Source organism: Pseudomonas yamanorum (genome assembly GCF_013386765.1).
GTDB lineage: Bacteria > Pseudomonadota > Gammaproteobacteria > Pseudomonadales > Pseudomonadaceae > Aquipseudomonas > Aquipseudomonas yamanorum_A.
Genome location: NZ_JACARE010000011.1, coordinates 1 through 24,094, shown reverse-complemented (window position 1 = coordinate 24,094; position 24,094 = coordinate 1). Strand labels below are relative to the sequence as shown.

The 24,094-nt window shown below is 60.8% G+C and carries 22 protein-coding genes, 4 tRNA genes and 1 pseudogene; 15 read left to right on the top strand and 12 right to left on the bottom strand.

The window, feature by feature from the left end; all coding sequences use genetic code 11:
- The first annotated feature begins 81 nt into the window (after positions 1-81).
- The 4 genes and pseudogenes from HX875_RS07875 to HX875_RS33100 all read left to right on the top strand — a co-directional run bounded on the left by HX875_RS07875 (position 82) and on the right by HX875_RS33100 (position 4,554).
- Entirely contained in the window at positions 82-843 is a 762-nt protein-coding gene (locus tag HX875_RS07875) for an SDR family oxidoreductase (RefSeq protein ID WP_003217185.1), read from the top strand.
- Between the two features lie 203 nt (positions 844-1,046).
- Positions 1,047-2,471, top strand: a complete 1,425-nt coding sequence (locus HX875_RS07870; protein ID WP_177042746.1) for an aminotransferase-like domain-containing protein — start codon at positions 1,047-1,049, stop codon at positions 2,469-2,471.
- Positions 2,472-2,586: 115 nt separating this feature from the next.
- Positions 2,587-3,645: pseudogene (locus HX875_RS33105) on the top strand (HAMP domain-containing protein); the annotation flags it as partial.
- Entirely contained in the window at positions 3,637-4,554 is a 918-nt protein-coding gene (locus tag HX875_RS33100) for a methyl-accepting chemotaxis protein (protein WP_371317286.1), read from the top strand. The pseudogene HX875_RS33105 and the gene HX875_RS33100, both read left to right, overlap by 9 nt.
- A gap of 36 nt (positions 4,555-4,590) precedes the next feature.
- Here the strand turns inward: HX875_RS33100 and HX875_RS07860 are convergent, their stop codons facing one another.
- Positions 4,591-5,403, bottom strand: coding sequence for an alpha/beta fold hydrolase (locus HX875_RS07860; protein WP_177042744.1), 813 nt, complete (start codon positions 5,401-5,403; stop codon positions 4,591-4,593).
- 136 nt (positions 5,404-5,539) lie between these two features.
- On the bottom strand, positions 5,540-6,298 hold the full coding sequence (locus tag HX875_RS07855; RefSeq protein ID WP_177042743.1) for a hypothetical protein: 759 nt from the start codon (positions 6,296-6,298) through the stop codon (positions 5,540-5,542).
- A 370-nt stretch (positions 6,299-6,668) separates the two neighbouring features.
- Between HX875_RS07855 and HX875_RS07850 the strand changes: the two genes are divergently transcribed.
- The 4 genes from HX875_RS07850 to HX875_RS07835 all read left to right on the top strand — a co-directional run bounded on the left by HX875_RS07850 (position 6,669) and on the right by HX875_RS07835 (position 7,083).
- A tRNA-Glu gene (locus tag HX875_RS07850) sits at positions 6,669-6,744 on the top strand.
- A gap of 4 nt (positions 6,745-6,748) precedes the next feature.
- Positions 6,749-6,824, top strand: a tRNA-Gly gene (locus tag HX875_RS07845).
- Positions 6,825-6,928: 104 nt separating this feature from the next.
- Positions 6,929-7,004, top strand: a tRNA-Glu gene (locus HX875_RS07840).
- Positions 7,005-7,007: 3 nt separating this feature from the next.
- Positions 7,008-7,083: transfer RNA gene (locus tag HX875_RS07835), tRNA-Gly, on the top strand.
- A gap of 99 nt (positions 7,084-7,182) precedes the next feature.
- On the opposite strand, the gene HX875_RS07830 is transcribed toward HX875_RS07835, so the two are convergent.
- The 7 genes from HX875_RS07830 to HX875_RS07800 all read right to left on the bottom strand — a co-directional run bounded on the left by HX875_RS07830 (position 7,183) and on the right by HX875_RS07800 (position 13,558).
- Complete coding sequence (locus HX875_RS07830; RefSeq protein ID WP_177042742.1) at positions 7,183-7,728, bottom strand: hypothetical protein; 546 nt, start codon at positions 7,726-7,728, stop codon at positions 7,183-7,185.
- On the bottom strand, positions 7,725-8,051 hold the full coding sequence (locus HX875_RS07825) for a hypothetical protein (RefSeq protein WP_177042741.1): 327 nt from the start codon (positions 8,049-8,051) through the stop codon (positions 7,725-7,727). Before HX875_RS07825 ends, HX875_RS07830 begins: the two co-directional genes overlap by 4 nt.
- Before the next feature lie 117 nt (positions 8,052-8,168).
- Entirely contained in the window at positions 8,169-9,386 is a 1,218-nt protein-coding gene (locus tag HX875_RS07820; protein WP_177042740.1) for a phospholipase D-like domain-containing protein, read from the bottom strand.
- A gap of 58 nt (positions 9,387-9,444) precedes the next feature.
- Complete coding sequence (locus tag HX875_RS07815; protein ID WP_177042739.1) at positions 9,445-10,092, bottom strand: MotA/TolQ/ExbB proton channel family protein; 648 nt, start codon at positions 10,090-10,092, stop codon at positions 9,445-9,447.
- A gap of 17 nt (positions 10,093-10,109) precedes the next feature.
- Entirely contained in the window at positions 10,110-12,392 is a 2,283-nt protein-coding gene (locus HX875_RS07810) for a TonB-dependent receptor (RefSeq protein WP_177042738.1), read from the bottom strand.
- A gap of 24 nt (positions 12,393-12,416) precedes the next feature.
- Positions 12,417-13,148 carry an energy transducer TonB family protein gene (locus HX875_RS07805; RefSeq protein WP_177042737.1) on the bottom strand — a complete coding sequence of 244 codons (732 nt, stop codon included), beginning with the start codon at positions 13,146-13,148 and terminating at the stop codon, positions 12,417-12,419.
- Between the two features lie 2 nt (positions 13,149-13,150).
- Positions 13,151-13,558 (bottom strand): ExbD/TolR family protein, encoded by a 408-nt coding sequence (locus HX875_RS07800; protein ID WP_177042736.1) that lies wholly within the window; start codon positions 13,556-13,558, stop codon positions 13,151-13,153.
- 189 nt (positions 13,559-13,747) lie between these two features.
- On the opposite strand from HX875_RS07800, the gene HX875_RS07795 reads away from it, so the two are divergent.
- Positions 13,748-14,323, top strand: coding sequence for a GNAT family N-acetyltransferase (locus HX875_RS07795; RefSeq protein WP_177042735.1), 576 nt, complete (start codon positions 13,748-13,750; stop codon positions 14,321-14,323).
- A complete protein-coding gene (locus HX875_RS07790) occupies positions 14,320-15,894 on the top strand; it encodes an alkaline phosphatase D family protein (protein ID WP_177042734.1) in 1,575 nt (524 codons plus the stop codon). Before HX875_RS07795 ends, HX875_RS07790 begins: the two co-directional genes overlap by 4 nt.
- On the opposite strand, the gene HX875_RS07785 is transcribed toward HX875_RS07790, so the two are convergent.
- The gene (locus HX875_RS07785) at positions 15,895-16,521 is read right to left on the bottom strand and encodes an alanyl-tRNA editing protein (protein ID WP_177042733.1); all 627 of its coding nucleotides are present in this window, start codon (positions 16,519-16,521) and stop codon (positions 15,895-15,897) included.
- A gap of 91 nt (positions 16,522-16,612) precedes the next feature.
- Here HX875_RS07785 and HX875_RS07780 point away from each other — a divergent pair, with 91 nt between their 5' ends.
- Positions 16,613-17,545, top strand: coding sequence for a LysR family transcriptional regulator (locus HX875_RS07780; protein WP_177042732.1), 933 nt, complete (start codon positions 16,613-16,615; stop codon positions 17,543-17,545).
- A gap of 132 nt (positions 17,546-17,677) precedes the next feature.
- On the opposite strand, the gene HX875_RS07775 is transcribed toward HX875_RS07780, so the two are convergent.
- Both HX875_RS07775 and HX875_RS07770 read right to left on the bottom strand, forming a co-directional pair.
- Positions 17,678-18,085: a PA2817 family protein gene (locus HX875_RS07775; protein WP_003217220.1), complete on the bottom strand. Its 408-nt coding sequence runs from the start codon at positions 18,083-18,085 to the stop codon at positions 17,678-17,680.
- A gap of 74 nt (positions 18,086-18,159) precedes the next feature.
- Positions 18,160-20,607 (bottom strand): acyl-CoA dehydrogenase, encoded by a 2,448-nt coding sequence (locus HX875_RS07770; RefSeq protein WP_177042731.1) that lies wholly within the window; start codon positions 20,605-20,607, stop codon positions 18,160-18,162.
- A 192-nt stretch (positions 20,608-20,799) separates the two neighbouring features.
- Between HX875_RS07770 and HX875_RS07765 the strand changes: the two genes are divergently transcribed.
- From HX875_RS07765 to HX875_RS07750, 4 genes are all read left to right on the top strand, one after another.
- Positions 20,800-21,459 carry a transglutaminase-like domain-containing protein gene (locus HX875_RS07765; RefSeq protein ID WP_177042730.1) on the top strand — a complete coding sequence of 220 codons (660 nt, stop codon included), beginning with the start codon at positions 20,800-20,802 and terminating at the stop codon, positions 21,457-21,459.
- A 57-nt stretch (positions 21,460-21,516) separates the two neighbouring features.
- Complete coding sequence (locus HX875_RS07760) at positions 21,517-22,140, top strand: glutathione S-transferase family protein (protein WP_177042729.1); 624 nt, start codon at positions 21,517-21,519, stop codon at positions 22,138-22,140.
- Positions 22,141-22,275: 135 nt separating this feature from the next.
- Entirely contained in the window at positions 22,276-23,208 is a 933-nt protein-coding gene (locus HX875_RS07755; RefSeq protein WP_177042728.1) for an ABC transporter ATP-binding protein, read from the top strand.
- Complete coding sequence (locus tag HX875_RS07750; protein ID WP_003217229.1) at positions 23,205-23,984, top strand: ABC transporter permease; 780 nt, start codon at positions 23,205-23,207, stop codon at positions 23,982-23,984. The genes HX875_RS07755 and HX875_RS07750 overlap by 4 nt, the downstream gene beginning before the upstream one ends.
- The last annotated feature ends 110 nt before the right edge of the window (positions 23,985-24,094 follow it).

The following is a 24,094-nucleotide window of genomic DNA, read 5'->3' as shown; positions in this document are numbered from 1 at the left end:
CCGGGCGTTTGATAGTGCTGACGCGCCCATGGAGGCTCTGGCTAGACTGGGGTCATCCAGCATCCATCGAAGGACATCCCCATGAGCATGACATTTTCCGGCCAGGTCGCCCTGGTGACCGGTGCGGCCGCCGGCATTGGCCGCGCCACCGCCCTGGCGTTCGCCGCTGAAGGCTTGAAAGTCGTGGTCGCCGACCTGGACGTGGCGGGCGGTGAGGGTACTGTGGCGCTGATTCACCAGGCCGGTGGCGAGGCGGTGTTTGTGCGTTGCAATGTCACGCTTGAGGCCGACGTGCAGCAGTTGATGCAGCAGACGGTGGCCACCTATGGCCGGCTGGACTATGCCTTCAACAATGCCGGGATCGAGATCGAAAAGGGCAAGTTGGCCGACGGCAGCCTGGATGAGTTCGACGCCATCATGGGGGTCAACGTCAAGGGTGTGTGGCTGTGCATGAAGTATCAGTTGCCACTGCTGCTGGCCCAGGGCGGTGGTGCCATCGTCAATACCGCGTCGGTGGCCGGGCTGGGGGCGGCGCCGAAGATGAGTATCTACGCCGCGTCCAAGCATGCGGTGATCGGCCTGACCAAGTCGGCGGCGATCGAATACGCGAAAAAGAAAATCCGCGTCAACGCGGTATGCCCGGCGGTGATCGACACCGATATGTTCCGCCGCGCCTATGAGGCCGACCCGCGCAAAGCCGAATTTGCCGCCGCCATGCACCCGGTCGGGCGTATCGGCAAGGTCGAGGAAATCGCCAGTGCAGTGCTGTATCTGTGCAGCGACGGCGCGGCCTTCACCACGGGCCAGGCCTTGGCGGTGGACGGTGGTGCGACCGCCATTTAGGACCTGATGCTGATTCCATTCAGAAAAGCGTTGTAGGTACTGTGGGGCTTTTCCGCAGGTGGCCAGATGCCTTGGTTGAATGTGTATCAGTAGGTAAATAATTCAATTAAATCAATGATTTAATAAATCTTCGTGACGGCTGTCACTGAGCTTCTGTGCTTAACTGGTTTGGGTTAAATGACAACAGTTTAGGTGAGTGGCTCATGGATTTAGGGATCGATCGACAAGCCCTTGTACCGGTAGTGCAGCAAATCGTCAGTGGGTTGGCGGCCTGGATTCGCGAGAGCGGGGTCGGCCCCGGGACGCGGTTGCCCTCGGTTCGGCAACTGGCCCACGAGAACCTGCTCAGCCAGTCCAGCGTGATTGAGGCGTTCGAGCGGATGGTTGCCCAGGGCGTACTGGTTTCGCGTCAAGGCGCGGTTTTTTTTGTGGCCCAGCCACCCGCCGAGCGCGGGCTGAGTAGCGAAAACCAATGGTATGAGGGCGCCGAGTCCGGCTGGGGCGCCTTCGTCGATAATCAGCTGGGTGAACTGAAACTGGGGTGCGGCTGGCTGCCGGACACCTGGCGCGAAAGTGCTGACATCAGCTACGCGATCCGTGAAGTCACCCGCACCGATACTGCCGCCGTCTTCAACTACAGCACCCCGCTGGGCCTGCCAGCCCTGCGGGAACAGTTGCTCAAGCGCCTGACTCACATTCACGTGGCGACCCGGGTCGAGCATATCCTCACCACCCAGGGCGCGAGCCACGCCCAGGACCTGCTGATCCGCACGCTGCTCAAGGCCGGCGACACCGTGGTGGTGGAGAGCCCTGGGTACGGCAACCTGTACCGTCTACTGGCGTTTCATGGCATCAAGTTGCTGGAAGTGCCCCGCACACGTGGCGGTCCGGACCTGACGGCACTGGAGGCGCTGTTGCGCGGGCATCGGCCCAAGTGCCTGTTCATCAACAGCCTGTATCACAACCCCACCGGTACCAGCCTGTCCCCGTCCGTGGCCGAGCGCTTGTTGCAGCTGGCCCACTCCCAGGACTTCTTCATTGTCGAGGAAGACGTGTATGGCGACCTGCAACATGCCACCTGCACCCGGCTGTCGGCGTTGCCCCACGAGGACCGGGTGATCTATATCTCGAGTTTCTCCAAGACCCTCAGCAGCGCCCTGCGCGTGGGGTATCTCACCGCCAGCGGGGCGATCATCGCGCAACTGGTCAAGGTCAAGACTTTGACCGGCATCGGCACCTCGCGGTTTGCCGAGGCGGTGGTGGCTGCGTTGCTGGCCAACGGCACCTACCGCAAGTGGGTGCAACGCCTGCGCCGACGCCTGGGCACGGAGATGGCCATGACCCTGCAGGTGCTGGAAGACGAGGAGTGGGAGGTGTTTGCGGTACCTGCCGGTGGCATGTTTGTGTGGGCCCGCCCTGGCGTGGGCGACCGTTCGACGTTGCAGGCACGGGCCCGCCGCCTGGGGGTATTGCTGTCACCCGGGGCGCTTTTCAGCCCGACGGGCGAACACAGTGACTGGCTGCGGATCAACGTGGCCTATGCTGCTGACCAGCGTGCCCTCGCGCTGTTCAAGGCGATGGGTCCGGCAGGATCGACCTCCACCATTCTGAAAACGACGAGGATGTAGCTTTTTGCCATTATTGTGGCGCCAAATGCTTGTGTTCAGTGCCCCGGGGTTGCGAATCTCGCTGCATCGAAACCGGGCTTGATGGCATTCGCCATTGCAAGAGGACTTCAGTGCAATGATTTCTGCCGTGCAACGACGTTTTGCCAACCTCGGTATGGCAAAGAAACTGAGCTTGGGCTTCGCCTTGGTGCTGCTGTTGACGGCGCTGGTGGCGGCGATTGGCGTGTGGTCGCTGCAAACCGTTGGTCAGCGCTTCGAGGGGCTTAAAGCCATGTCGGCGCTCAACAGCGGCCTGCTCAAGGTGCGCCTGATCGAGCAGGACTACGCGTTGCATGCCGACCCCAAGGCGGTGGACGCCTTGCACGAAAGTGTCGACGCGTTGGCCGCCCAGGCGGTGATTCTCAAGGGCCAGTCGCCCGCCAACGTCCCGGTGATGACCGACGTCGAGCAGGCGCTGGTGGCCTATCGCAAGGCTTTCGATGAGTTTGTCGAACTGACCCAGACCAAGGACCTGGCACTGGAGATGGCCAGTTGGTCGGTCTCCAGTGTGGCCAACAACCTCGATGTGCTGCAGGCCGGGCTGGCGGACGATGGCGCCTATGGGCTCAAGGAAAGCCAGGGCAAGGAAGGCGCCGAATTTATCGAGCAGGCCGGGCAGGTCAGCCAGGTCTCGCGCCTGATGCTGCAAGCCATGAACGAAGCGCACGTACGCCTGGACCAGAGCCGCAAGGGCGATGACGAGAACGCCGAGCAGGGCAAGATCGAGCAGGCCGACCAGGCCCTGGCCCAGGTCGAACAGTTGAAAACCTCGGTCAAGGACTCCGGCTATCAAACCGTGCTTAACGAAGTGTCGGGGCATATCGCGGCCTTCAGCGAAAAACTCGGCGAGTACACCGGCCTGCTGGCCCAGGAAAGGGTGGTCTACAAGCAACTGCACGAGCGTGCCGCCGAGGTGGTGACTCGGGTCAATCAGGCCTACGACGCAGAAGACCTGTCGATGCAGGCGCAATTGAAGAAAAGCGCGTTGCTGATTATTGGGTCTTCAGCCCTGGCCTTGCTGGTGGGGTTGATTGCCGCGTGGATCATTACCCGGTTGATCGTTGCACCGCTGCGCAGCGTGATTGCGGTGGCCCAGCAGATTGCTGCCGGCGACCTCAGCGGGCGCATGGAGGTCAGCCGCCGCGACGAGATGGGCCAGTTGATGCTCGCGATGCAACAGATGAGCGGTGGCCTGAGCAGTATGGTCAGCGGGTTGCAGGCGGGTATCGAACAACTGGCCAGTTCTGCCCATTCGCTGTCCAGTGTCACCGAGCAGACCAATATCGAGGTCAGCAGCCAGAAGGAAGAAACCGAGCAGGTGGCCACGGCGATGAACCAGATGACCGCCACTGTGCACGATGTGGCGCGTAACGCCGAAGAGGCGGCGCAGGCTGCGCAGACGGCGGACGACAAGGTCGACAGCGGCCAGCAGGTGGTGCGCCAGAGCCTGCAACGTATCGAGTTGCTGGCCAATTCCGCCACCTCCGCCAGCACCAGCATCGAAAGCCTGAGTGCGGAGATCCAGAATATCGGCACCGTGCTTGAAGTCATCAAAAGCGTGGCCGAGCAAACCAATCTGCTGGCGCTGAACGCGGCCATCGAGGCGGCGCGGGCCGGCGAGCAGGGCCGTGGTTTTGCCGTGGTGGCCGATGAGGTGCGGGCACTGGCCAAGCGCACCCAGCAATCCACCGAAGAAATCGAACGGCTGGTCAGCACCTTGCGCAGCTCGGCGCAGTCTTCAGTGCAGCAGATCAAACAGAGCGGCGAGTTGGTCAAGCTGGCGGTCAGTGATGCCCTGGAAACCGAAAGCGCCCTGGGCAGCATCGCGGCGGCGGTGTCGTTGATCCAGCAGATGAACCAGCAGATTGCCGCAGCGGCCGAACAGCAAAGCTCGGTGGCCGAGGAGATCAATCGCAGCGTCACCAGCATCCGTGCCAGTGCCGATCAATCGGCGTTGAGCATGCAGGGCAACGCGGCGTCGAGCATTGAGCTGGCGCAGTTGGGCACGGAGCTGAAAGGGATGGTCGGGCACTTCCGCCTTTGATCACCGCAGGCATGCGGTGATCAAAGGGCAGGGCGGTCAGGCGTTGTTGGCGAGGAAGGTCAGCAGGGCTTCATTGACGAAGTCGGGGTTTTCCCGGCTGGAGATATGCCCGGCGTCTGGAATCAACGTCAGTGTGCAGCCGATCAAGGCTGCCATCTCTTCTGACTCGGCGGGCGGGCGTGGTTTGTCTTGCTCCCCGCACATCACCAGGGTGGTATCGGCGTCGAGGCGCGAAAGCTGCGCCAGCACATCGGCGCGGCTGAAGATAATCCGGCCCAGGGGCACGATGCTTTGCAGCAGGCGCTCTTTCGGGAAAGCTTTCAGGGTGTTGCGAAAGTCCTGGTAAAGGGCTGATTCCCGGTCGATGCCAGGGCGAAAGAAAATCGGCGCCACCACATCCAGCAGCGGTTCCGGAATGACGCCGGCGTCTTCGATCATCTTGAACAGCGAAAAATAGTACTGGCGAGTGGCTTCCGGCTCGGCGCCCAGGTGTGTGTCCATCAGCACCAGGCTGTTGACCCGCTCGGGGGCCAGCAGCGCCAGGCGTGCGCCCCACATGCCGCCGACGGACAAGCCCACGAGGTTGACCTGGGTAATGTCCAGGTGATCCAGCAAGGCCAGGTGCTGGCGTGCGAGGTCGTCCAGGGACGCGGTGTTTGCAGGCAGTGGGCCGGACTCGCCGTGGCCCCATAATTCGGGGACGATCACCCGGTACTGTTGCGAAAGGGCTTCGATCTGCGGCGCCCACATCTGGCTGTCCCACAGGTAGCTGGAACCCAGGAGAACGGCCGGGCCGGTGCCCTGGTCGAGGTAGTGCAGCGGTTGTCCATCGATAAGCACGACAGGCATGGCGAGGCCCTTTTCGTTAGCGGAGAGAGGGGCCTTTTTTACGCTACTCGCGGGGCGGGGGATAGGTGCAGAGTGATGGCACTGCGGAAAATACTGGCAGTGCCACAATTGTCTCTTTTGCCAAGGGGCAGGCGGATCAGTCGTAGATGGCTTTCTTCTTCCAGTCCGCATCCGCATCCACCACTTTCAAGCCTTCGGTCAATTCGTTGACCTCGTCTTCAGCTGGCTGGATGTTGGTCAGCACCATGGAGTTGGCGCGGGCCAGTTGTTTCTCGAGCAATTGCAATTGCTGGCTATACACCACCGGCTCCGGCTGTTTGCGCAGGTACTGCGCGCCGCGTTCGAACGCCAGGCGTGCCTGGCCTGGCTGACCCTGTTGCAGCGCGTGCTGGCCCAGGTTGTTGAAGAACTCGATGTGCAGCAGCACCAGGATGTGGCGGATTTCCTTGATCCAGTGCTTGGCTTCATTGGTCGGCAGGAAACCGTCCTGGGCCGCACGGGTCACTTGGCCATGCAGTGCTTCCAGCAGGAAACGTACATCCTTGGCCTTGGCTTCGGTCTGGATCGGGCTGGGCGGGTTGTTCACCGGGATCGATTCGCCCTGGGCTACCAGTGCGTTGAGCTCGGTGATGCGCGCCTTGAAGGATGCATTGGACTTGTCGAGGTTCAACAGCCGCTGATTGACATTGAGCTCCAGGCGGGTCAGCAGCAACTTGAGCCGCGGCGTCATCAACTGCCCCGGGAACGTCTCGGTGATTTCACCGCAGCGACGCAGCCGGTCATTGAGTTCGATCCGGGTCCGGTTCTTTTCCAGCTTATTGTTTTCCACCACGTGGTTCATGTAGCCAATGGCGATCAGTATTACGATCCCGGCTATTACCAGCAGGGTGATCATGAGTGGTGTCACCGGTGTGACCTCTTTATGGGGTTTGCGTTGAAGTGTAGTGACTGGGGCACTGGCCGGATAGGACTGAGCGACCAGTTGCGTCAGTAGTTTCTTCTATATGAGTAGGCAGTGTCTGCGTAGATGCACATTGCCATCATTTGCTGTGGCGAACTATAGCGCCTTGTCGAACGCCAGAATATAGGCGTCAAAGCCTGGACGGCGAGAAACCCCCGCAACCCCCGTAAACCACGGCGAAGTCATTGATTTAAATAAATTTATCCTTGGGGGTTGACGACCTCCCAATCCATCCATAGAATGCGCGCCACTTACAGCGTAAAGCACACAGCGAAACGCGGTAGGGAGTGAATGTTGTACGTGTGTCCCCTTCGTCTAGTGGCCTAGGACACCGCCCTTTCACGGCGGTAACAGGGGTTCGAGTCCCCTAGGGGACGCCATATTGCGGGAATAGCTCAGTTGGTAGAGCACGACCTTGCCAAGGTCGGGGTCGCGAGTTCGAGTCTCGTTTCCCGCTCCAAATTTAAGCAGTGTTGCTCTCGGGCGACACTGAGTGAAACCAGGGCATGATCTTCGGATTTAATCTCTGGGCACTGAAACACACACCATGTGTTTCAGTAGCGTGTCCCCTTCGTCTAGTGGCCTAGGACACCGCCCTTTCACGGCGGTAACAGGGGTTCGAGTCCCCTAGGGGACGCCATTTGCGGGAATAGCTCAGTTGGTAGAGCACGACCTTGCCAAGGTCGGGGTCGCGAGTTCGAGTCTCGTTTCCCGCTCCATATTCAACAAAAACGCCGATCAGCAATGATCGGCGTTTTTGTTTGTGCGTTATTTGTAGGCCGGGACGCAACGTCTCGACCCACGCTGCGCCCGGAACCCTAGAAATTATCCATCGCGTGGCACATCGACAGCCTTCCCGACGGCGTTGGTTCAATCGGCGTCCAGCGTTCAGCACCCTTCGCCAGCTCAGCAAGCTCGAATGAGCAACTCCCGGACATTGACGCTCGCACCATGTAGTCCATGCCGGGCTTGGGGATAAAGGTCATGGTGTTGAAACATTGCCGGCCATATTGCGGCAACCCAAGGTAATGAAAGGCAATGGGCGTGTTCGCCGGAATCACCTGTTCGGACGACACCGCACCGTCCCAGGTGTAAATCGGCCCCGGCATCCCCAGGCTTGCGCCATTGCGGTCGGCGAAGCCGGATTTGGCTGACACCATTACGCCAGCGCCGGGAACATTCCAGTCCAGGCAATCGCGCCCGGGCACTGCGCGCACCATGCCGTCGCTGATAATGCGCAAGCGCGCCGTCTCGGCAGACGTCGGCGCTGTATAGGCGGTGTTGAGGGAGCGGACGTTATACACCTGGCCACAGCCGCTGAGGAGAACCAAGAACAGGGCGGGGATTACACGTAAGGTTCTCATGGCTGGCGGCAGTTCTGGCTGACCGACAGATGCGGCGCGGGCTCAAGCTTGACCATCTGCAAGCCATCAGCGCCCTGGAAGATAAAATATTTGTTGCGACAATCCTTGAACGTCTCCGAGTAACCTTCAGCCCGGAATGCTTCCCCGTCGATCTTCCTGGTCACCGTATTGTTGCGGCTGACCACGGCAAGCACCTGCTCATAGCTCTCGCCCATCTTCACCCCGGGCTCACCGGTGGTGGTCATCGAATTGGCGCAGCCGCCAAGCCCGATGGCCGCCCAAACCAGCGCGGCCCCATACAGTCCATTGCGTGTGTTGTTCATCCCTGCTCTCCCTCCATGAGTTATGCAGGGTTGGTCAGCGCAAAGGCGAAAAAGTGCAACCTGGATATCTGGCAATGTGATATTGCCCGCAAAGCCATGCCATTTGCGGGCAACAGCTTAAGGTTTGCCCGGATGCGGCTGCGGGTACTCACTCGTCACTTCCAGTGCCTTGGCGTACGGCCCGTCCCACAGCTGTTCGTGTAAATCTCCCACACGCTTGGCCATCGCTTCACTGCGCATCACCACTTCCAGGTTGCGCGAGTTATCGAAATAACCCCCCAGCCAGTTACTGGTGCCCACCCACGCCACTTGCCCATCGATCTCCATGGTCTTGCTGTGGATCACCCGCGCATAAGGAATGAATCCTTGCTTGGCCTCGGGCAGCGTGACGATCTTGACCTCGACATTCGGCAGCACTGCCAGGCTTTTCAGGTACGGCAATTCCAGCGCTTCGGTGTTCCAGTTGGACACCATCAACTTGATCGACACCCCTCGGGCCGCCGCCGCACGCACCGCGTTGTCGATCATCGCGTAGTAAGGCCGGGTTCTGTCAGGCCCGTAGGAGAGCGGCGCGTAGTCCAGCAGTTGCACCCGCACTTCCTTTTTCGCCTCGCCCAGCAGGCGTGGCAGTTCCAGCTGTGAATCACCCACACCCGGCGGGTTGTAGCGCTGTGGGCTGGCTACCAGGTAGTTGCCGGTGCGCGCAGGTAGAGCGCCCGCGGCGGGCAGGGGCACAGGCTTGTTGTCGGTCAGTGCCGCCTGGGCCTGCCAATCCTGATCAAAGATGGCCTGGGTCTGGGCGACGACGTTGGCATCACTGATCAACAGTCCGGTTTCGTGGATATGCTCCAGGGAGCGCCAGTCGAAATTCTGGCTGCCGATAAACGCCTGCTTGCCGTCCACCACCATGTATTTGGCATGGATGATCCCGCCGCTCAGCTTGCCATAGGGCAGGATGCGGAAGGTCAGGTTGGGAATCGCTTTCAGGCGTTCCAGGGTGGAGGCTTCCGACAGCCGCACGCCTTTTTCTTCCAGCAGGAAGCGAATTTTCACCCCGCGTTTGCCAGCGGCTTCCAGGTGTTCAATCACCGTGTCCATCACCGAGCCGGGATGGTCCGCCGCGTAGAACTGGCCGATGTCGATGCGGCTTTTCGCACCGTCGAACAGCCCGATCCACACCGGGCCTGGTTGGCGCAGGTCCGCGGTTCCCAGTTGGGTGTCCACCGGCACGGTGTGCACCAGCTCAAACCCCGGAATTGAAAAGTCCGCCTGGGCAAGCGGACTGAGGAGCAGGCCTGCGAGGCCGGCGATACGGAACTTCAGCGATATGGACATAGGCGTCTCATCGGGCAAAAAGAAGGGGCGGGCGCGTGCTGCGCCCGCCCCGGGAAGGTCACGCAGTGCGGGTGTACAGCGGCGTCGGCACCAGGTGCGGCACTTCACCCTGTACGCGGGCACCGATTGCGGCGCGGATCAGCAGGATTTTCAGCTGGTCGTTGATGCGCTCCAGGCTGTCCTGGAAGAAGTTGTGGAACACCACGCAGAACAGGGCGATGGCGATACCCAGGCCGGTGGCGAACAAGGCCGTACCGATGCCACCGGAAATCTGGCCCGGGTCGGACACGCCGGCACTGGCCAGCGCCTTGAAGGTGTCGATGATGCCGAGGATGGTGCCCAGCAGGCCCAGCAACGGCGCGGCGGTGGTGATGGTTTCGATGATCCACAGGCTGCGGGACAGCGGCGCGCGGGTCTTGAGGTACTGGGTTTCGATTTCGTCGTCCAGGTCCTTGCGCGAACCATGGGAAGACTTCTGCGCGAGGATCGGCAGCACCATGTTCAACGGCAGGCTGTCGCGGCGGGTCAGGTTTTGCGGCAGGTCGCGTTCGCTGTGCACGTTGGCGCCGAGCACTTCGGTCAGCGCGCGGGCCTGGCGGCGTACGTAGGCGAAGTAGATGCCCCGTTCGATGGTGATGAAGATCGCAATCGCCAGCGCGGCGTACATCACATAAAAGGTGATTTGGTGAAGCAGGTTCATGTCCATGATTCTGAGCCTCGCAGTTAGAAATTGGCTTCAAGGGAAACGGTTACGGTGCGGTCAAGCCCAACGATGTAAGCCGGGTCGCCATCGCGGAAACCGCTGTAGCTCGCCGAGTTGGTCTTGGTGGTGTACACGCCGTCCAGGTACTTCTTGTCGAACAGGTTGTCGACGTTCAGGCGCAGGGTTGCGTCCTTGACCACTTTCTTGTCCACCGGCAGGTAGATACCGGCGCCGAGGTTGAAAATGGTGCGGGCGGAGATGGCTTCGTCGTTGGTCAGGTCGCCGTAGAGCTTGCTGGTGAACTTGCCGCCGAAGGTGCCGTAGAAGCGCCCGTCGTCATACCCGATGTTTGCCGCGAGCATGTTGGTCGGCACGTTGGCGAACTGCTTGCCACTGGTGGGCAAGACGATCGGCTTGCCGGCGCTGTACACCGTCAAATCGTCCTGCTGCTTGGAACTGGTGTAGGTGTAGGACGTGTAGTAGTTGAAGTTGTGCGGCAGCTTGCCGCTCCACTCCAGCTCCAGGCCTTTGTTGATGACGGTGCCGGCGTTGATGTCGGCCGAATCACCGTTGCTGTCCAGGGAGGTCAACTGGCGATTCTTGAACTGCATGTAGAACAGGGTGGCGGCGAGGGTGCTGTCTTCGCCGGTGTAGCGCCAGCCCAGTTCCTGGTTCCAGCTGAGTTCCGGCTTGGAGTCGAGCGAACCCACGCCCTTGTCGTACAGCACGTAGTTCTGCGGAATACGCATGTTGCGCGACAGGCTGTAGAACAACTGGTCACGCTCGTCGATCTGGTATTTCAGGCCGGCGTTGGGCAGCAATTTGTTGTAGGTCTGGTCGGCTTTGCCCGGTTGCTCGGTGAGGCTGCCGTGGTTGGTGCCTTCACGTTCGACATTCATGTAGGCAAGGCCGGCGATCAGGGTCCAGTCCGAATTGATGTACCAGGTGTCCTGGGCCCAGACTTTCTGCGCCGGGGTCACGGTGTAGCGGTCGCGACCTTGTACGGTGTTGCCGTTGGCGTCGACCACGGAGTTGCCGTCAGGCCAGGTGTCGCTTGGCTTGCCGTTGTTCTTGAGGGCAATGAACGGTTGGGTCTGGCTTTGGCGGGCGCGTTCGTACCAGTAGCCGAATTGCAGGCTGTGGTCGCCCAGGTCCCAGTTCAGCTTGGTGGTAATGCCCGGGCGCCAGGTCTGGGTGCGCGAAGGGCGGTAGTAGACGCCGGTCGTCGCGGAGCCGTCGGCGTTGTATTGAGCCTGCGTCGGCAGGTTGCCGAGGTCGAACACGCCGCCCTTGTTCGAGCCGCTGTTCAGCGCGTACGCGGAGGAGCCCACGCCGCTGCCGTTGCCGTAGTAGTAATACGGGATCACCGAGAGGGACAGGTTGTCGCTCAGTTTGTACTGGGTGTTGAGCACGGCGGTGAAGGTCTGGAACGGGTTCTGCGCCAGGTCGTAGTAGCTGCTGATCTTGCCGTTGGAGCCCACCGCCGGTGTCGCCGGGTACGGGTCGTACTTGCGGCCATACTGCTGGAACTGCGACTTGGTCAACTGGCTGTAACTGTTGTTGTCCTGCTCGTGGTACTTGAGGATCAGGTTGGCGGTGTTGCCGTTGCCGGCGTCGAAGAAGCTGTTCCACTCCACCTTGTTCGCGCGCACGGCACCCGAGCCGCGCCACATCTGGCCTTCGGTGTGGGAGGCCGACAGCCAGTTGCTCAGGCCGTTGACTTCACCGGTGTTGAGGCGGGCAAAGGTCTTGCGGGTGGCGTTGCTGCCGACCACTTGCTTGACGAAGGCACCGGTTTCCTTGGTGGGGCGAATGGTCACGATGCCGATGTTGCCGCCGCTGGAACCGATGTGCGGGCCGTCGGCTTCCGACGAGCCTTGGGTGACGAAGATCTGGTCGATGTTTTCCGGGTCGCCCAATAGGTTGGAGTACAGCGCGTAGTTGCCGGAGTCGTTGATCGGCATGCCGTCCACCGACATGCCCACCTGGTCGGAGTTCATGCCGCGCATGGTGAAGCGGAAACCCGAGAGGCCGGTGTTGTCTTCGCTGGAGATGTTCAGGCCCGGGGTGTACTTGAGCTTGTCGATCGCGTTGCCGGTGGCGGTCTGTTTGTCCAACGCTTCCTTGGTGATGGTCGAGCGGCCCTTCGCGCTCTCTTCCTGGACCATGTAACCGCCCCCCGCGGTTGCCTTGCCCTGTACCCCAATAGTCCCGACGTCACTGTCGCTGGTGTCTGCCATGACCACTCCATGGGTCATGCTCGTCGCGGCAACGAGTGCCAGATGAATCCGGGTGAACTTCATCACTGTCGTCCTGGTGGTGTGTGCTTATTGCACGCTGTAGTTGAAGGTGGCGGTGAAGCGCTGCTCGTTACGTCCACCGAAGGCTTGTTCGGGGAACGGTTTCACCTGCTTGATACGGCGCAGGCTGTTGGTGGCGGCCCGGTTGAGCAGCATGCTCGGCGCCGGGGTCTGGATCCCGGAGTCGAGGACGCGGCCTTGGCGGTCCACCATTAACCAGACCACCACCTCGCCGCTGGGGCGTTCAAGGGACGCCTGGCGCCCGGTGGGGTATTGCTTGTACGTGTCCAGCTCGTTGCGCAAACCCTTGAGGTAACCGCCTTCCAGCGCCTGGCCGTCGACTTTCGGCGGTGCCGGTGGCGCGGCGGGTGCCGGGGTAGGGGCGGGAGCGGCTTGCACGGGCTTGGCGGCGACCGGGGCCGGCGCAGGTGCTGGCGTTGGTTTGGCGGCCACCGGCTTGGGTACCGGTTTTGGTTTTGGCTCAGGTTTTGGCAGTGGTTTTGGCACTGGCTTGGGTGGTGGAGGCGGCGGGGCAGGCTCGGCCTCTTCGTCTTCGATCACCGGTGGCGGAGGTTCTTCAACCACGGGCTCGGGCACTGCTTCTGGCTCGGGTTCGACCAGGGCGAGTTCAACCGCCGACTCGTCGTACTGCGGCTGGATTTTCAGGGGTTGGGACTGGATACCCAGTGCAATCAGCACCAGGGCGATCAGGGCCGGGACACTGCCCAGCAGCCGACGCGCACGAAACAAGGCATACATGATCAGGACTTTTTCGTGGCGATGGAGACGGAGGTAAAGCCACCCAGGCGCAGGGTGTCCATGACTTCAACCAGGCGCGACACTTCCACGCCTTTGTCGCTGTTGACGATGATGGTCGACTTGGTGTCTGGCTTCTCGCCGGCCTTGAGTGCAGGCACCAGCGCGTCGACCGTCATGTCCTTGCCATCGAGCTGCAGCTGGCCGTCCAGGCCCAGGGTCAAGATGAATTTATTTTGTGGCTTGAGCTGCTGTGAACTGCTGGCGCTCGGCAATTGTGTCTTCATGCCCAGGGCGGGAATCACGTTCAAACTCACCAGTACAAAAAACACCAAAAGAAACATCATCACGTCGATCATCGGGATCAGTTCGATGTGTGCCTTGCGCTTTTTGGGTTCATCCCAAGTTCTCATGCCGCTACCCCGTTGTTGATTAGGGGCGACACGCTAGCAACGAAAAATGACCGAATGGTTAACATTAATTTAAGCTTTTAAGGCTCTATTACGGCACTCGCAAGCAGGCAAGCGGATTATTTATGTACGTAATGAAACTGACACGGTGCGCGTACATTCTGGGAGAATTTATTTCCAGAGCCCTCTGTCATGAGCGTTGCCCTACCTTTTTTATCCACCCCGCGATTGGTGTTGAAAGCGTTACACAAGGACCAGGCCGAGGTGCTTTGTGCCCTGGCCAACGGGCCGCTGATTGCCGAAAACACTGCGACTATCCCATCGCCCTATACCCTTGACGTGGCCCACGCGTTTATCGGTGAACTTGAAGAAAAGTATCGTTCGGCGACGGCGCTGGGTCTCGGCATTCACCTGCGGGAAACGCAAGAGTTCGTGGGGATGGCCAGCATTCGCCTGTCGGCCAATCATCACAGCGGGCTGCTGGGTGGATGGGTGGCGGCGCATTGCCGTGACCGTGGCTACGCCGCCGAAGCCGCCTGTGGGCTGATGCACTTTGGCTTCAGCGAATTGGCGCTGCACCGTATCGCAGGGCAGTGTTTTACCCGTAATAAAGCGTCGGCCCGGGTGATGCAGAAAATCGGCTTGCGTTACGAGGGCTGCCAGCAAGGCGCCTTCCTCAAGGACGGGGTCTATGAAGACCTGTCGATGTTCGGCGTATTGCGCAAGGATTGGCAGAATCCGCTCGAAGCCAGCGAGTACCCGCTATGAGCCATCTGCCAGACCCAGGTCGCCGCAGGGTCCTGGGCGGCCTGGCGGTTGCCACGGCGTTTTCGATCCTCAGCCCGTTCGCCCGCAGTGCGGGCATCGACTATCCCTTCACCCTGGGGGTGGCTTCAGGCGATCCATTGCCCGATGGTTTCGTGATCTGGACACGCCTCGCGCCGCTGTTCAATGCCGCAGATGGCCGCGGCGGATTGAGCCGGGCGGTGCCGGTACGCTGGAAAGTGGCCAGTGATGCGGCGATGACCCACATTGTGCGTCGGGGTGAGGTCATGGCCAGCGAGCGTTTCGCCCATTCGGTGCATGTGGAAGTGGCCGGGTTGGAGGCAGGCCGGCCTTACTGGTACCAGTTTGAAGGCCTCGGTGCGCAAAGCCCGGTAGGCCAGTCGCGCACGGCGCCAGCGTTGCATGCCATGGCGTCGGCCCGGTTGGGTTTTGTCTCCTGTTCCCATTGGGAGCGAGGCTACTTCAGCGCTTATCGCCATTTGGCCGCTGAGCAGCCGGACCTGGTGTTTTTCCTTGGTGACTACATCTACGACAGTTCCTATGCGGCCGACTCCGGCAAGATCATTCGTCCCCACGGCAGCGGCAATGCGCTGAATCTTGCGGATTACCGCAACCGCTACGCCCTGTACAAGACCGATCCGGATTTGCAGGCGCTGCATGCTGCGGCGCCCAGCGTGGCGACCTGGGACGATCACGAAGTGCAAAACGACTACGCCAGCCAGTGGTCCCAGGACCCGAGCATTCCGGTGGCGGCGTTTCTCAAGCAGCGTGCAGCGGCTTACCAAGCGTTCTATGAACATATGCCGCTGCGGGCCAGCAGCCTGCCGCGCGGGCCGGACATGCGTGTCTATCGGCGTTTGGACTACGGGCGACTGGCACGTTTCCACGTGCTGGACGGCCGGCAGTATCGCTCCGAGCAACCGTGTATTTCAGCAAACGGCAGTCGCAAGGGGCATATCGCGGATGACAGCTGCATTGACCTGCGCAACCCCCGGCGCACCATGCTTGGCTGGGAGCAGGAAGCGTGGCTGGACCGGGGCTTTGCCGAGTCCCGGGCACAGTGGAACGTGATCGCCCAGGACCTGCTGGTGGCGCCGCTGATTCAACGTGACCCCGAGAGCAAGGCGCTGGGCCATTGGACGGATGGCTGGGATGGCTATATCGCGACCCGCGAGCGGGTGCTGGCCTCTATCGAGCGCCGCCGGGTGAATAATCCGGTGTTCTGGGGCGGTGATATTCACTCGTTCTGGACCACCGACCTGCACACCGATGCCAATAACCCGGACTCGCCGGTAATCGCCACCGAGTTCGTCGGCACGTCGGTGACCTCCGACGGGCCGCCATTCGAGGCCTTCAGTTCGATCCTGCCGCTTAACCCCCATGTGAAGTTTTTCGACAGCCGCCAGCGCGGCTATGTGTCGGTGGCACTTGAGGAGAAGACTATGCTGACGAACTTCCGGGTGATTTCCGATCCCCGGGACCCACATGCCAGTGTCTCGACCCTCAAGTCATTTGTGGTGGAGCCGGGCAGGGCGGGGGCGATTGCGGTCTAGTCAGTCGAGGCTGTAGCGCACCGACAATGCACCTTTTTTCTCGGACAGGGCCAGGATCGTTACCTGGCCCACGTCCCCCAGGGCCTGCACATGGGTGCCGCCGCAGGCATAGGCCGGCAGCTCGCCAAAACCCACTTCCCGGGTGCCGTCATCCAGCGTCATATGGCGTGGCAGGTTGGCCGCAATCCATTGGTCGACGCGCTGTTGAATCGCTTGCGCGTCCATGGTCTGGGCCGAGGTCCCGCGAATAAAGGTGATCTTGCCTTCGCCCGGCCAGTGATGGGCCTTGATCGGCATCCAGCCCAGGGTTTCGCCGGCATTGCCGATCAGGTGCCCGGCCGAATGCAGGCGCGTGTGCAGGGTGCGGCGTTCTTCATCGACGCGTGCCTGTATCGCGCCCAGTGCCACGGGGCGGTCGACGTAATGCACGACATGATCGGCCTCCTGCACCACCTTCAGCACTTGGCTTTCCCCCAGCCATCCGGTGTCGGAAGGCTGGCCGCCACCTTGGGGATGGAAGATCGTTGACTGCAGGATCACGGCAAACTGGTTGTCAGAAGGTGTGCATCCCAGCACTTCGAGTTCGGCATTCAGGTGGTCATGGGTAAAAAACAGGCGCTGGGTCATCATTTACATCCGCATCAGGGTTTCTATTGGGCAGTATAAGAAGTGCGCCAATGGGTGATAATCCGTTCAAATCTCAATGGACTTGTGCGTCATGAGCATCAATCTTCCCTTGCCGCTGCTGGGTGAAATGGCGATTTTCGTCAAGGTGGTGGAAACCGGCAGCTTCTCCGAAGCCGCGCGGCAACTGGGTGCTTCGCCGTCATCCGTGAGCCGCAGTATCTCACGCCTGGAAAAGGCCCTGGCGACGCGCCTGCTGCAACGCACCACCCGCAAGCTGCGCCTGAGCGAAGGCGGTGAAGAGGTGTTCAAGCGCTGTCAGGAAATGGTCAGCGCCGCGCGCTCGGTGATGGAAATCAGTGGGCAATACACCCATGAGGCAGAAGGCTTGGTGCGGGTCAGTGTGCCCAAGGCGGTGGGGCGGTTTGTGGTACATCCCCATATGCCGGAGTTTTTGCGGCGTTACCCCAAGGTCGATGTGCAACTGATCCTGGAGGACCGGCACGTGGATTTGATTGATGACAATGTCGACCTGAGCATCCGCATCACCGACAGCCCGCCGCCGGGGTTGGTGGGGCGCCAACTGCTGCCCATCGAACACTTGGTCTGCGCCACGCCACGGTACCTGGCCGAGCACGGTACGCCAGAGCATCCCCATGATTTGCTGGAGCACAGTTGCATCTACCTGGGGGAAACGCCGGGGGATGCGCGCTGGAAGTTTCGCCAGGGCAGCAAGGCGGTGACGGTGGGCGTGCGCGGGCGGTACGCGGCCAATCACACCGGGGTACGGCTGGATGCGGTGTTGCAGCATGTGGGAATCGGCAGCTTGCCGTACTTCACGGCGCGGCATGCGCTGGAGGCGGGGGAGGTGGTGCAGGTGTTGCCGGAGTGGGATTTTATTGCGTCGTACCACGGGGATGCGTGGTTGCTGCATTCACCGACGCGGTATCTGCCGCCGAAGTTGCGGGTGTTTATTGATTATCTGGTGGAGTGCATGGCTAAGGAGCCGACGCTGAATAAGCGGTAGGAATGCGGCAGCGGATTTGTGTGGGAGCTGGCTTGCCTGCGATAGCAACGCCGCGGTGTGACTGACACACTGAGCCGCCTGCATCGCAGGCAAGCCAGCTCCCACATATTTTGATCTTCAGCGTTTTTTACATCAGTGCTTTGGCTGGTCATTGGACATGGCCAACAACTGCTTTTCCTGGTTCCAGTCGAACGGTTCGTCGTTCTGTTCAGCTTCAAAGCGACGTTCTTCCAGGGCCTGGTACAGGTCCAGTTCGTCATCGGGCATGAAGTGCAGGCAATCGCCACCGAAGAACCACAGCAGGTCGCGCGGCACCAGGTGGGCAATTTGCGGGTAGCGCAGGATGACCTGGCTCATCATGTCCTGGCCCAGGTACTGGCTTTCGATAGGGTCGATCGGCAGCAGGGCGCGCAGTTCATCGAAGCGCTCCAGGAACAGGAGGTGGCTTTCCTCGGGAACCTGTTCGGCTTCGCCGACGGCAACCAGGATGCTGCGCAGGTGGTCGAGCAAGACGAGATGATCGGCAACGACGTTGGACACGAGATAAGTCCTCAAGAGCAAAACGGGCGCGAGAGTATATAGCTCAAGCGCCCGTTTTTATATGACCGCTGGGTTCAGCGGACTTTTCCCTCAGCCTGGCTCAGCTCTTCCTTGCTGAAATCATCCACGTCGATCACCTTGCGCCGCGCCGCTTCAGCGTCACGCAGGGTCTGCGCCTCAGCCGGTTGCAGCACGCCGGCATGCAGCGCGGCGTCGATGGCGTGTTCGCCAGCGGTAGGTTTGACCTGGCCGCTCTTGAGGCCTTCGTGGAGTTTTTTCTGCAACGGATGGCTGTCGGCCAACAGGTCGTAGGCATGTTGCAGGGCGCCCACCGGGTCCTCGGCGGATTGCGGGCGATAGCAGCCAGCCAGCACCGCTTCCAGGGCCGGATCGCCCTTGGCGCGACCGATCACGGCTGCCACCTCGGCATCCAGTTCATCGGACGGGCCCTTATGGCGACGGCCGAACGGGAACACGATCACCCGCAGCAGGCAGCCCAGTACCTTGCTCGGGAAGTTGGTCAGCAATTCATCCAATGCACGCTCGGAGTGGCCGAGGCTTTCTTCCATGGCCCAGGCGAACAGCGGGCGCAGGTGGTCCGGCGAGTCCAGGTCGTGGTAACGCTTGAGCGCTGCCGACGCCAGGTACATATGGCTCAGCACATCGCCCAGACGTGCCGACAGGCGTTCGCGACGTTTCAGTTCGCCGCCCAGCAGCATCATGCTCAGGTCTGCCAGCATCGCAAACGCTGCGGCTTGGCGGTTGAGTGCGCGGAAGTAGCCCTGGCTCAAACTGTTGCCCGGGGCTTTTTCGAAGTGACCAAAACCGAGGTTCAGCACCAGGGTGCTGGCGGCGTTGCTTACGGCAAAGCCGATGTGTTGCAGCAGCAGGCCGTCGAATTCCTTCAGCGCCTGGTCATGGTCTTCACGGCCGGCCAGGGCCATTTCCTTGAGTACGAACGGATGGCAGCGGATCGCGCCCTGGCCGAAGATCATCAGGTTGCGCGAGAGAATATTCGCGCCTTCCACGGTGATGAAGATCGGCGCGCCTTGCCAGCTGCGGCCCAGGTAGTTGTTGGGCCCCATGATGATGCCCTTGCCGCCGTGCACGTCCATTGCATGGCTGATGCACTCGCGGCCGCGTTCGGTCAGGTGGTACTTGAGGATCGCCGACAGTACCGAGGGTTTTTCCCCCAGGTCGACGGCATTGGCGGTGAGCATCCGCGCGCTGTCCATCAACCACGCGTTGCCGCCGATGCGCGCCAGGGCTTCCTGGATGCCTTCAAAGGCGGCCAGCGGCACGTTGAACTGCTCGCGCACCTGGGCATATTGGCCGGTCACCAGGCTGGTGAACTTGGCGGCGCCAGTGCCGACGGCGGGCAGGGAAATCGAACGGCCCACCGAGAGGCAGTTCATCAGCATCATCCAGCCCTTGCCGAGCATTTCCTGGCCGCCGATCAGGAAGTCCAGGGGAATGAACACGTCCTTGCCGGAGTTGGGGCCGTTCATGAACGCGGCGCCCAGTGGCAGGTGGCGGCGGCCGATTTCAACGCCGGGGGTGTCGGTGGGGATCAGCGCGAGGCTGATGCCGAGGTCTTCTTCGTCGCCCAGCAGATGGTCCGGGTCATGGGCCTTGAACGCCAGGCCGAGCAAGGTCGCTACCGGGCCGAGGGTGATGTAGCGTTTTTCCCAGTTCAGGCGCAGGCCAAGGGTTTCCTTGCCTTCCCACTCGCCTTTGCAGATCACCCCGGTGTCGGGCATGGAGCCGGCGTCGGAGCCTGCCAGCGGGCCGGTCAGGGCAAAGCACGGGATGTCGTCACCACGGGCCAGGCGGGGCAGGTAATGGTTGCGTTGTTCATCGGTGCCGTAGTGCAGCAGCAATTCGGCCGGGCCCAGGGAGTTGGGGACCATGACGGTGGAGGCGAGGTCGCCGCTGCGGGTCGCCAGTTTCATCGCGACCTGGGAGTGGGCGTAGGCGGAGAAACCCTTGCCGCCGAATTCCTTGGGGATGATCAGGGCAAAAAAGCCATGCTGCTTGATGTGTTCCCAGGCCGCCGGCGGCAGGTCCATGGCCTGGCCGATTTCCCAGTCGGTGACCATCGCGCACAGTTCTTCAGTGGGGCCGTCGATGAAGGCTTGTTCTTCTTCGGTCAGTTGCGCCTTGGGGTAGGCCAGCAACTTGTCCCAGTCAGGACGGCCGCTGAACAGCTCGCCGTCCCACCACACGGTGCCGGCGTCGATGGCGTCGCGCTCGGTCTCGGACATCGGCGGCAGGACTTTCTGGAACCAGTTGAACAGCGGCGCGGTGAAGTACTTGCGGCGCAGGTCCGGCAGCAGCAGCGGGGCGGCCACCACGGCGATCAGCACCCAGAAGATCAGCAGCAACCAGCCTGGTGCATGGCTGAAGGCGCCCATTGCCAACAGGTAGACGGCCACCACGCCTATGGCGGGCAGGGGCGCGGTGCGGCGGTGTGCCAGGTAGGCAACGCCGACCACCAGAACCAGTATCCACAACAACAGCATATTCAATCCTCCGTGAAACCAGGTGCGAAATCACCTCTGAGCTTAGTCGGCATCCGAAAAAGCAGGGTGACGAGGGTGTTACGTGGTGTGCCGGGGGAAGTTCGCCATCAGGCGCCGACATTTGGCCGAATCGTCGTTATCGCAGCTCGCAGGCGGTGGTTAGACTCCAGGCTTGCCTCGGAGATTAACCTCATGAATGCGTACTTGAATCCCGGCCGCTTCATCGATAGTGACCACCCTGCGGTGGTGGAGTTCGCCGAAAAACATCGCGGTTCGAGTGCCGCACCCCGTGACCAGGCAGTCAGTCTTTACTACGCCGTGCGCGAGGCGGTGCGCTACAACCCCTATACCTTCAGCCGCGACCCGCAAACCCTCACCGGCAGCTTCGCCCTGGCCGCCGGCGAGAGTTATTGCGTGCCGAAGGCGACGCTGCTGGCAGGGTGCGCAAGGCACTGCGGCATTCCAGCGCGTATCGGCCTGGCCGACGTGCGCAACCACTTGTCGACGCCGCGTTTGATCGAACTGCTCAGAAGTGACGTTTTTGCCATGCACGGCTACACCGAGCTGTATCTGGATGGCAGCTGGGTGAAAGCCACGCCCGCCTTCAACCAGCAACTGTGCGAACTGTTCGATGTGCCGCCGCTGGATTTCGACGGCCTCCACGACAGTGTTTTCCACGCCTTCAACCGCAAGGGTCAGCGCTCCATGGAGTACGTGGTGGACCATGGGCAATTTGCCGAGGTGCCCGAGGAATTCTTCTTCGCCCACCTGCAGAAATGTTACCCGCACCTGTTTGGCGAGCAGATGCCGATCCTGTTGGGGGATATGCGGAGTGATTTAAGCCGGACGTGATCCGGCGTATGCTGCCCCGGCATTCATCCAACCATCTTTTTCAAAATCGGGGCGGTCATGCTGAAAATCTGGGGTCGTAAAAATTCGTCAAATGTCAGGAAGGCACTGTGGTGCGCCGAGGAACTCGGCCTGGACTATGAGGCAATTGATGCGGGCGGGGCTTTTGGTGTGGTCGACACGCCGCAATACCGCGCGCTGAACCCCAATGGCCGGGTGCCGATGATTGAAGATGGCGACTTTGTACTGTGGGAATCCAACACCATCGTGCGTTATCTGGCCGCCAAACATGCGCCGGATTCGAACTGGTACCCGGGCGACCTGCAAACCCGGGCCAACGCCGAAAAGTGGATGGACTGGACCACCTCGACCCTGGCCGAACCGTTCAAGACCGTGTTCTGGGGCGTGCTGCGTACCCCGGCTGACAAGCAGAACTGGGACACCATCAACGCCGGGCGCCAAGCCTGCATCGACGTCTTGCAGACGGTGGATCAGGCCTTGGCCACTCAACCCTACCTCTCCGGCAGCGAGATCGGCATGGGCGATATCCCGTTGGGCAGCTTCATTTATGCCTGGTTCGAAATGCCCATCGAACGCCCGTCGATGCCTAACCTTGAGGCCTGGTACCAGCGCCTGCGCCAGCGCCCGGCCTACCAGAAATCGGTCATGACCGCGTTGACCTGATACCCACTATTAATACGGGTGACTGTACTTGTGCGGCGCGGACAAGCACCATGCTTGTCACGCGCAGCCGTTGTATTCCGTGCGGTCTGCCCTCATGTAACAATTCTATTCCTCTTCTTTGGTGCGTAATCCGATATGAGTTCCGCTCTGTCCATCCGGCAGCTAACCAAAACCTACGGCAACGGTTTCCAGGCCCTGAGTGGTATCGATCTGGACGTCGCCGAAGGTGATTTCTTCGCCTTGCTCGGCCCCAATGGCGCCGGCAAATCCACCACCATCGGGATTCTCTCGACCCTGGTCAACAAGACCACCGGTACGGTGAATATCTTTGGTCACGACCTGGACAAATCCCCGGCGGCGCTCAAGCGCAGCATTGGCGTGGTGCCCCAGGAGTTCAATTTCAACCAGTTTGAAAAGACCTTCGACATCGTCGTGACCCAGGCCGGTTACTACGGCATCCCGCCGAAGATCGCCAAGGAACGCGCCGAGCAGTACCTCACCCAACTGGGGCTGTGGGACAAGCGCGACGTGCCTTCGCGTTCGCTGTCCGGCGGCATGAAGCGTCGCCTGATGATCGCCCGCGCCCTGGTGCACGAACCGCGCCTGCTGATCCTCGACGAACCCACGGCGGGCGTGGACATCGAGCTGCGTCGCTCGATGTGGACGTTCCTCACCGAGCTGAACCAGAAAGGCATCACCATCATCCTCACCACGCACTATCTGGAAGAGGCTGAGCAGCTGTGCCGCAACATTGGCATCATCGACCACGGCACCATCGTCGAAAACACCAGCATGCGTAACTTGCTGAGCCAGTTGCACGTCGAGACCTTCCTGCTCGACCTGAAAAACAACATGTCCGTGCCACCGCAGTTGATCGGCTACCCGAACCGCCTGGTGGACAGCCACACCCTGGAAGTCCAGGTAGACAAAGCCGTGGGCATCACCGCGTTGTTCGGCCAGTTGGCCACCCAGAACATCGAAGTGCTGAGCCTGCGTAACAAAACCAATCGCCTTGAGGAGTTGTTCGTGTCCCTGGTGGAGAAAAATCTGGCGAAGGTGGCGGTATGAGTTCGGAACTGCAACCCAACCTCGTCGCGCTACAGACCATCGTCTACCGCGAAGTGAAGCGCTTTACCCGGATCTGGCCGCAGACCCTGCTGCCGCCGGCGATCACCATGGTTTTGTACTTCGTGATCTTCGGCAACCTGATTGGCCGGCAGATTGGTGATATGGGTGGTTTCACCTATATGGAGTACATCGTGCCGGGGTTGATCATGATGTCGGTGATCACCAACTCCTACGGCAACGTGGTGTCGAGCTTTTTCGGCAGCAAGTTCCAGCGTTCCATCGAGGAATTGATGGTGTCGCCGGTGTCGCCCCATACGATTCTGATCGGCTACACCCTGGGCGGCGTGCTGCGCGGGTTGATGGTCGGGGTGATCGTGACGCTGCTGTCACTGTTCTTTACCCATTTGCAGGTGCATCACCTTGGGATCACGCTGCTGGTGGTGGTGCTGACGGCGACGATTTTTTCGTTGCTGGGGTTCATCAACGCGGTGTTTGCGCGCAACTTTGATGACATTTCGATTATTCCGACGTTTGTGCTGACGCCGCTGACGTATCTGGGTGGGGTGTTTTATTCGATCACCTTGTTGCCGCCGTTCTGGCAGACGGTGTCGTTGGCCAACCCTGTGTTGCACATGGTTAACGCCTTCCGTTACGGCATCTTGGGCGTGTCGGATATCAAGATCAGTGTGGCGATTACGTTTATGCTGGTGGCAACTGTGGTGCTTTATGTGGGGTGCGCGCGGTTGCTGGTGAGTGGGCGTGGGATGCGCACCTAAGCGTTGAAGTGTAATGAAAAACGGCCTTCAGATGAGGCCGTTTTTTTGTGTTTGGTTGGGGGCATATCCGTTATTTAGGTAACGGCAGCTTATGGTTTCGCTCTTACAGC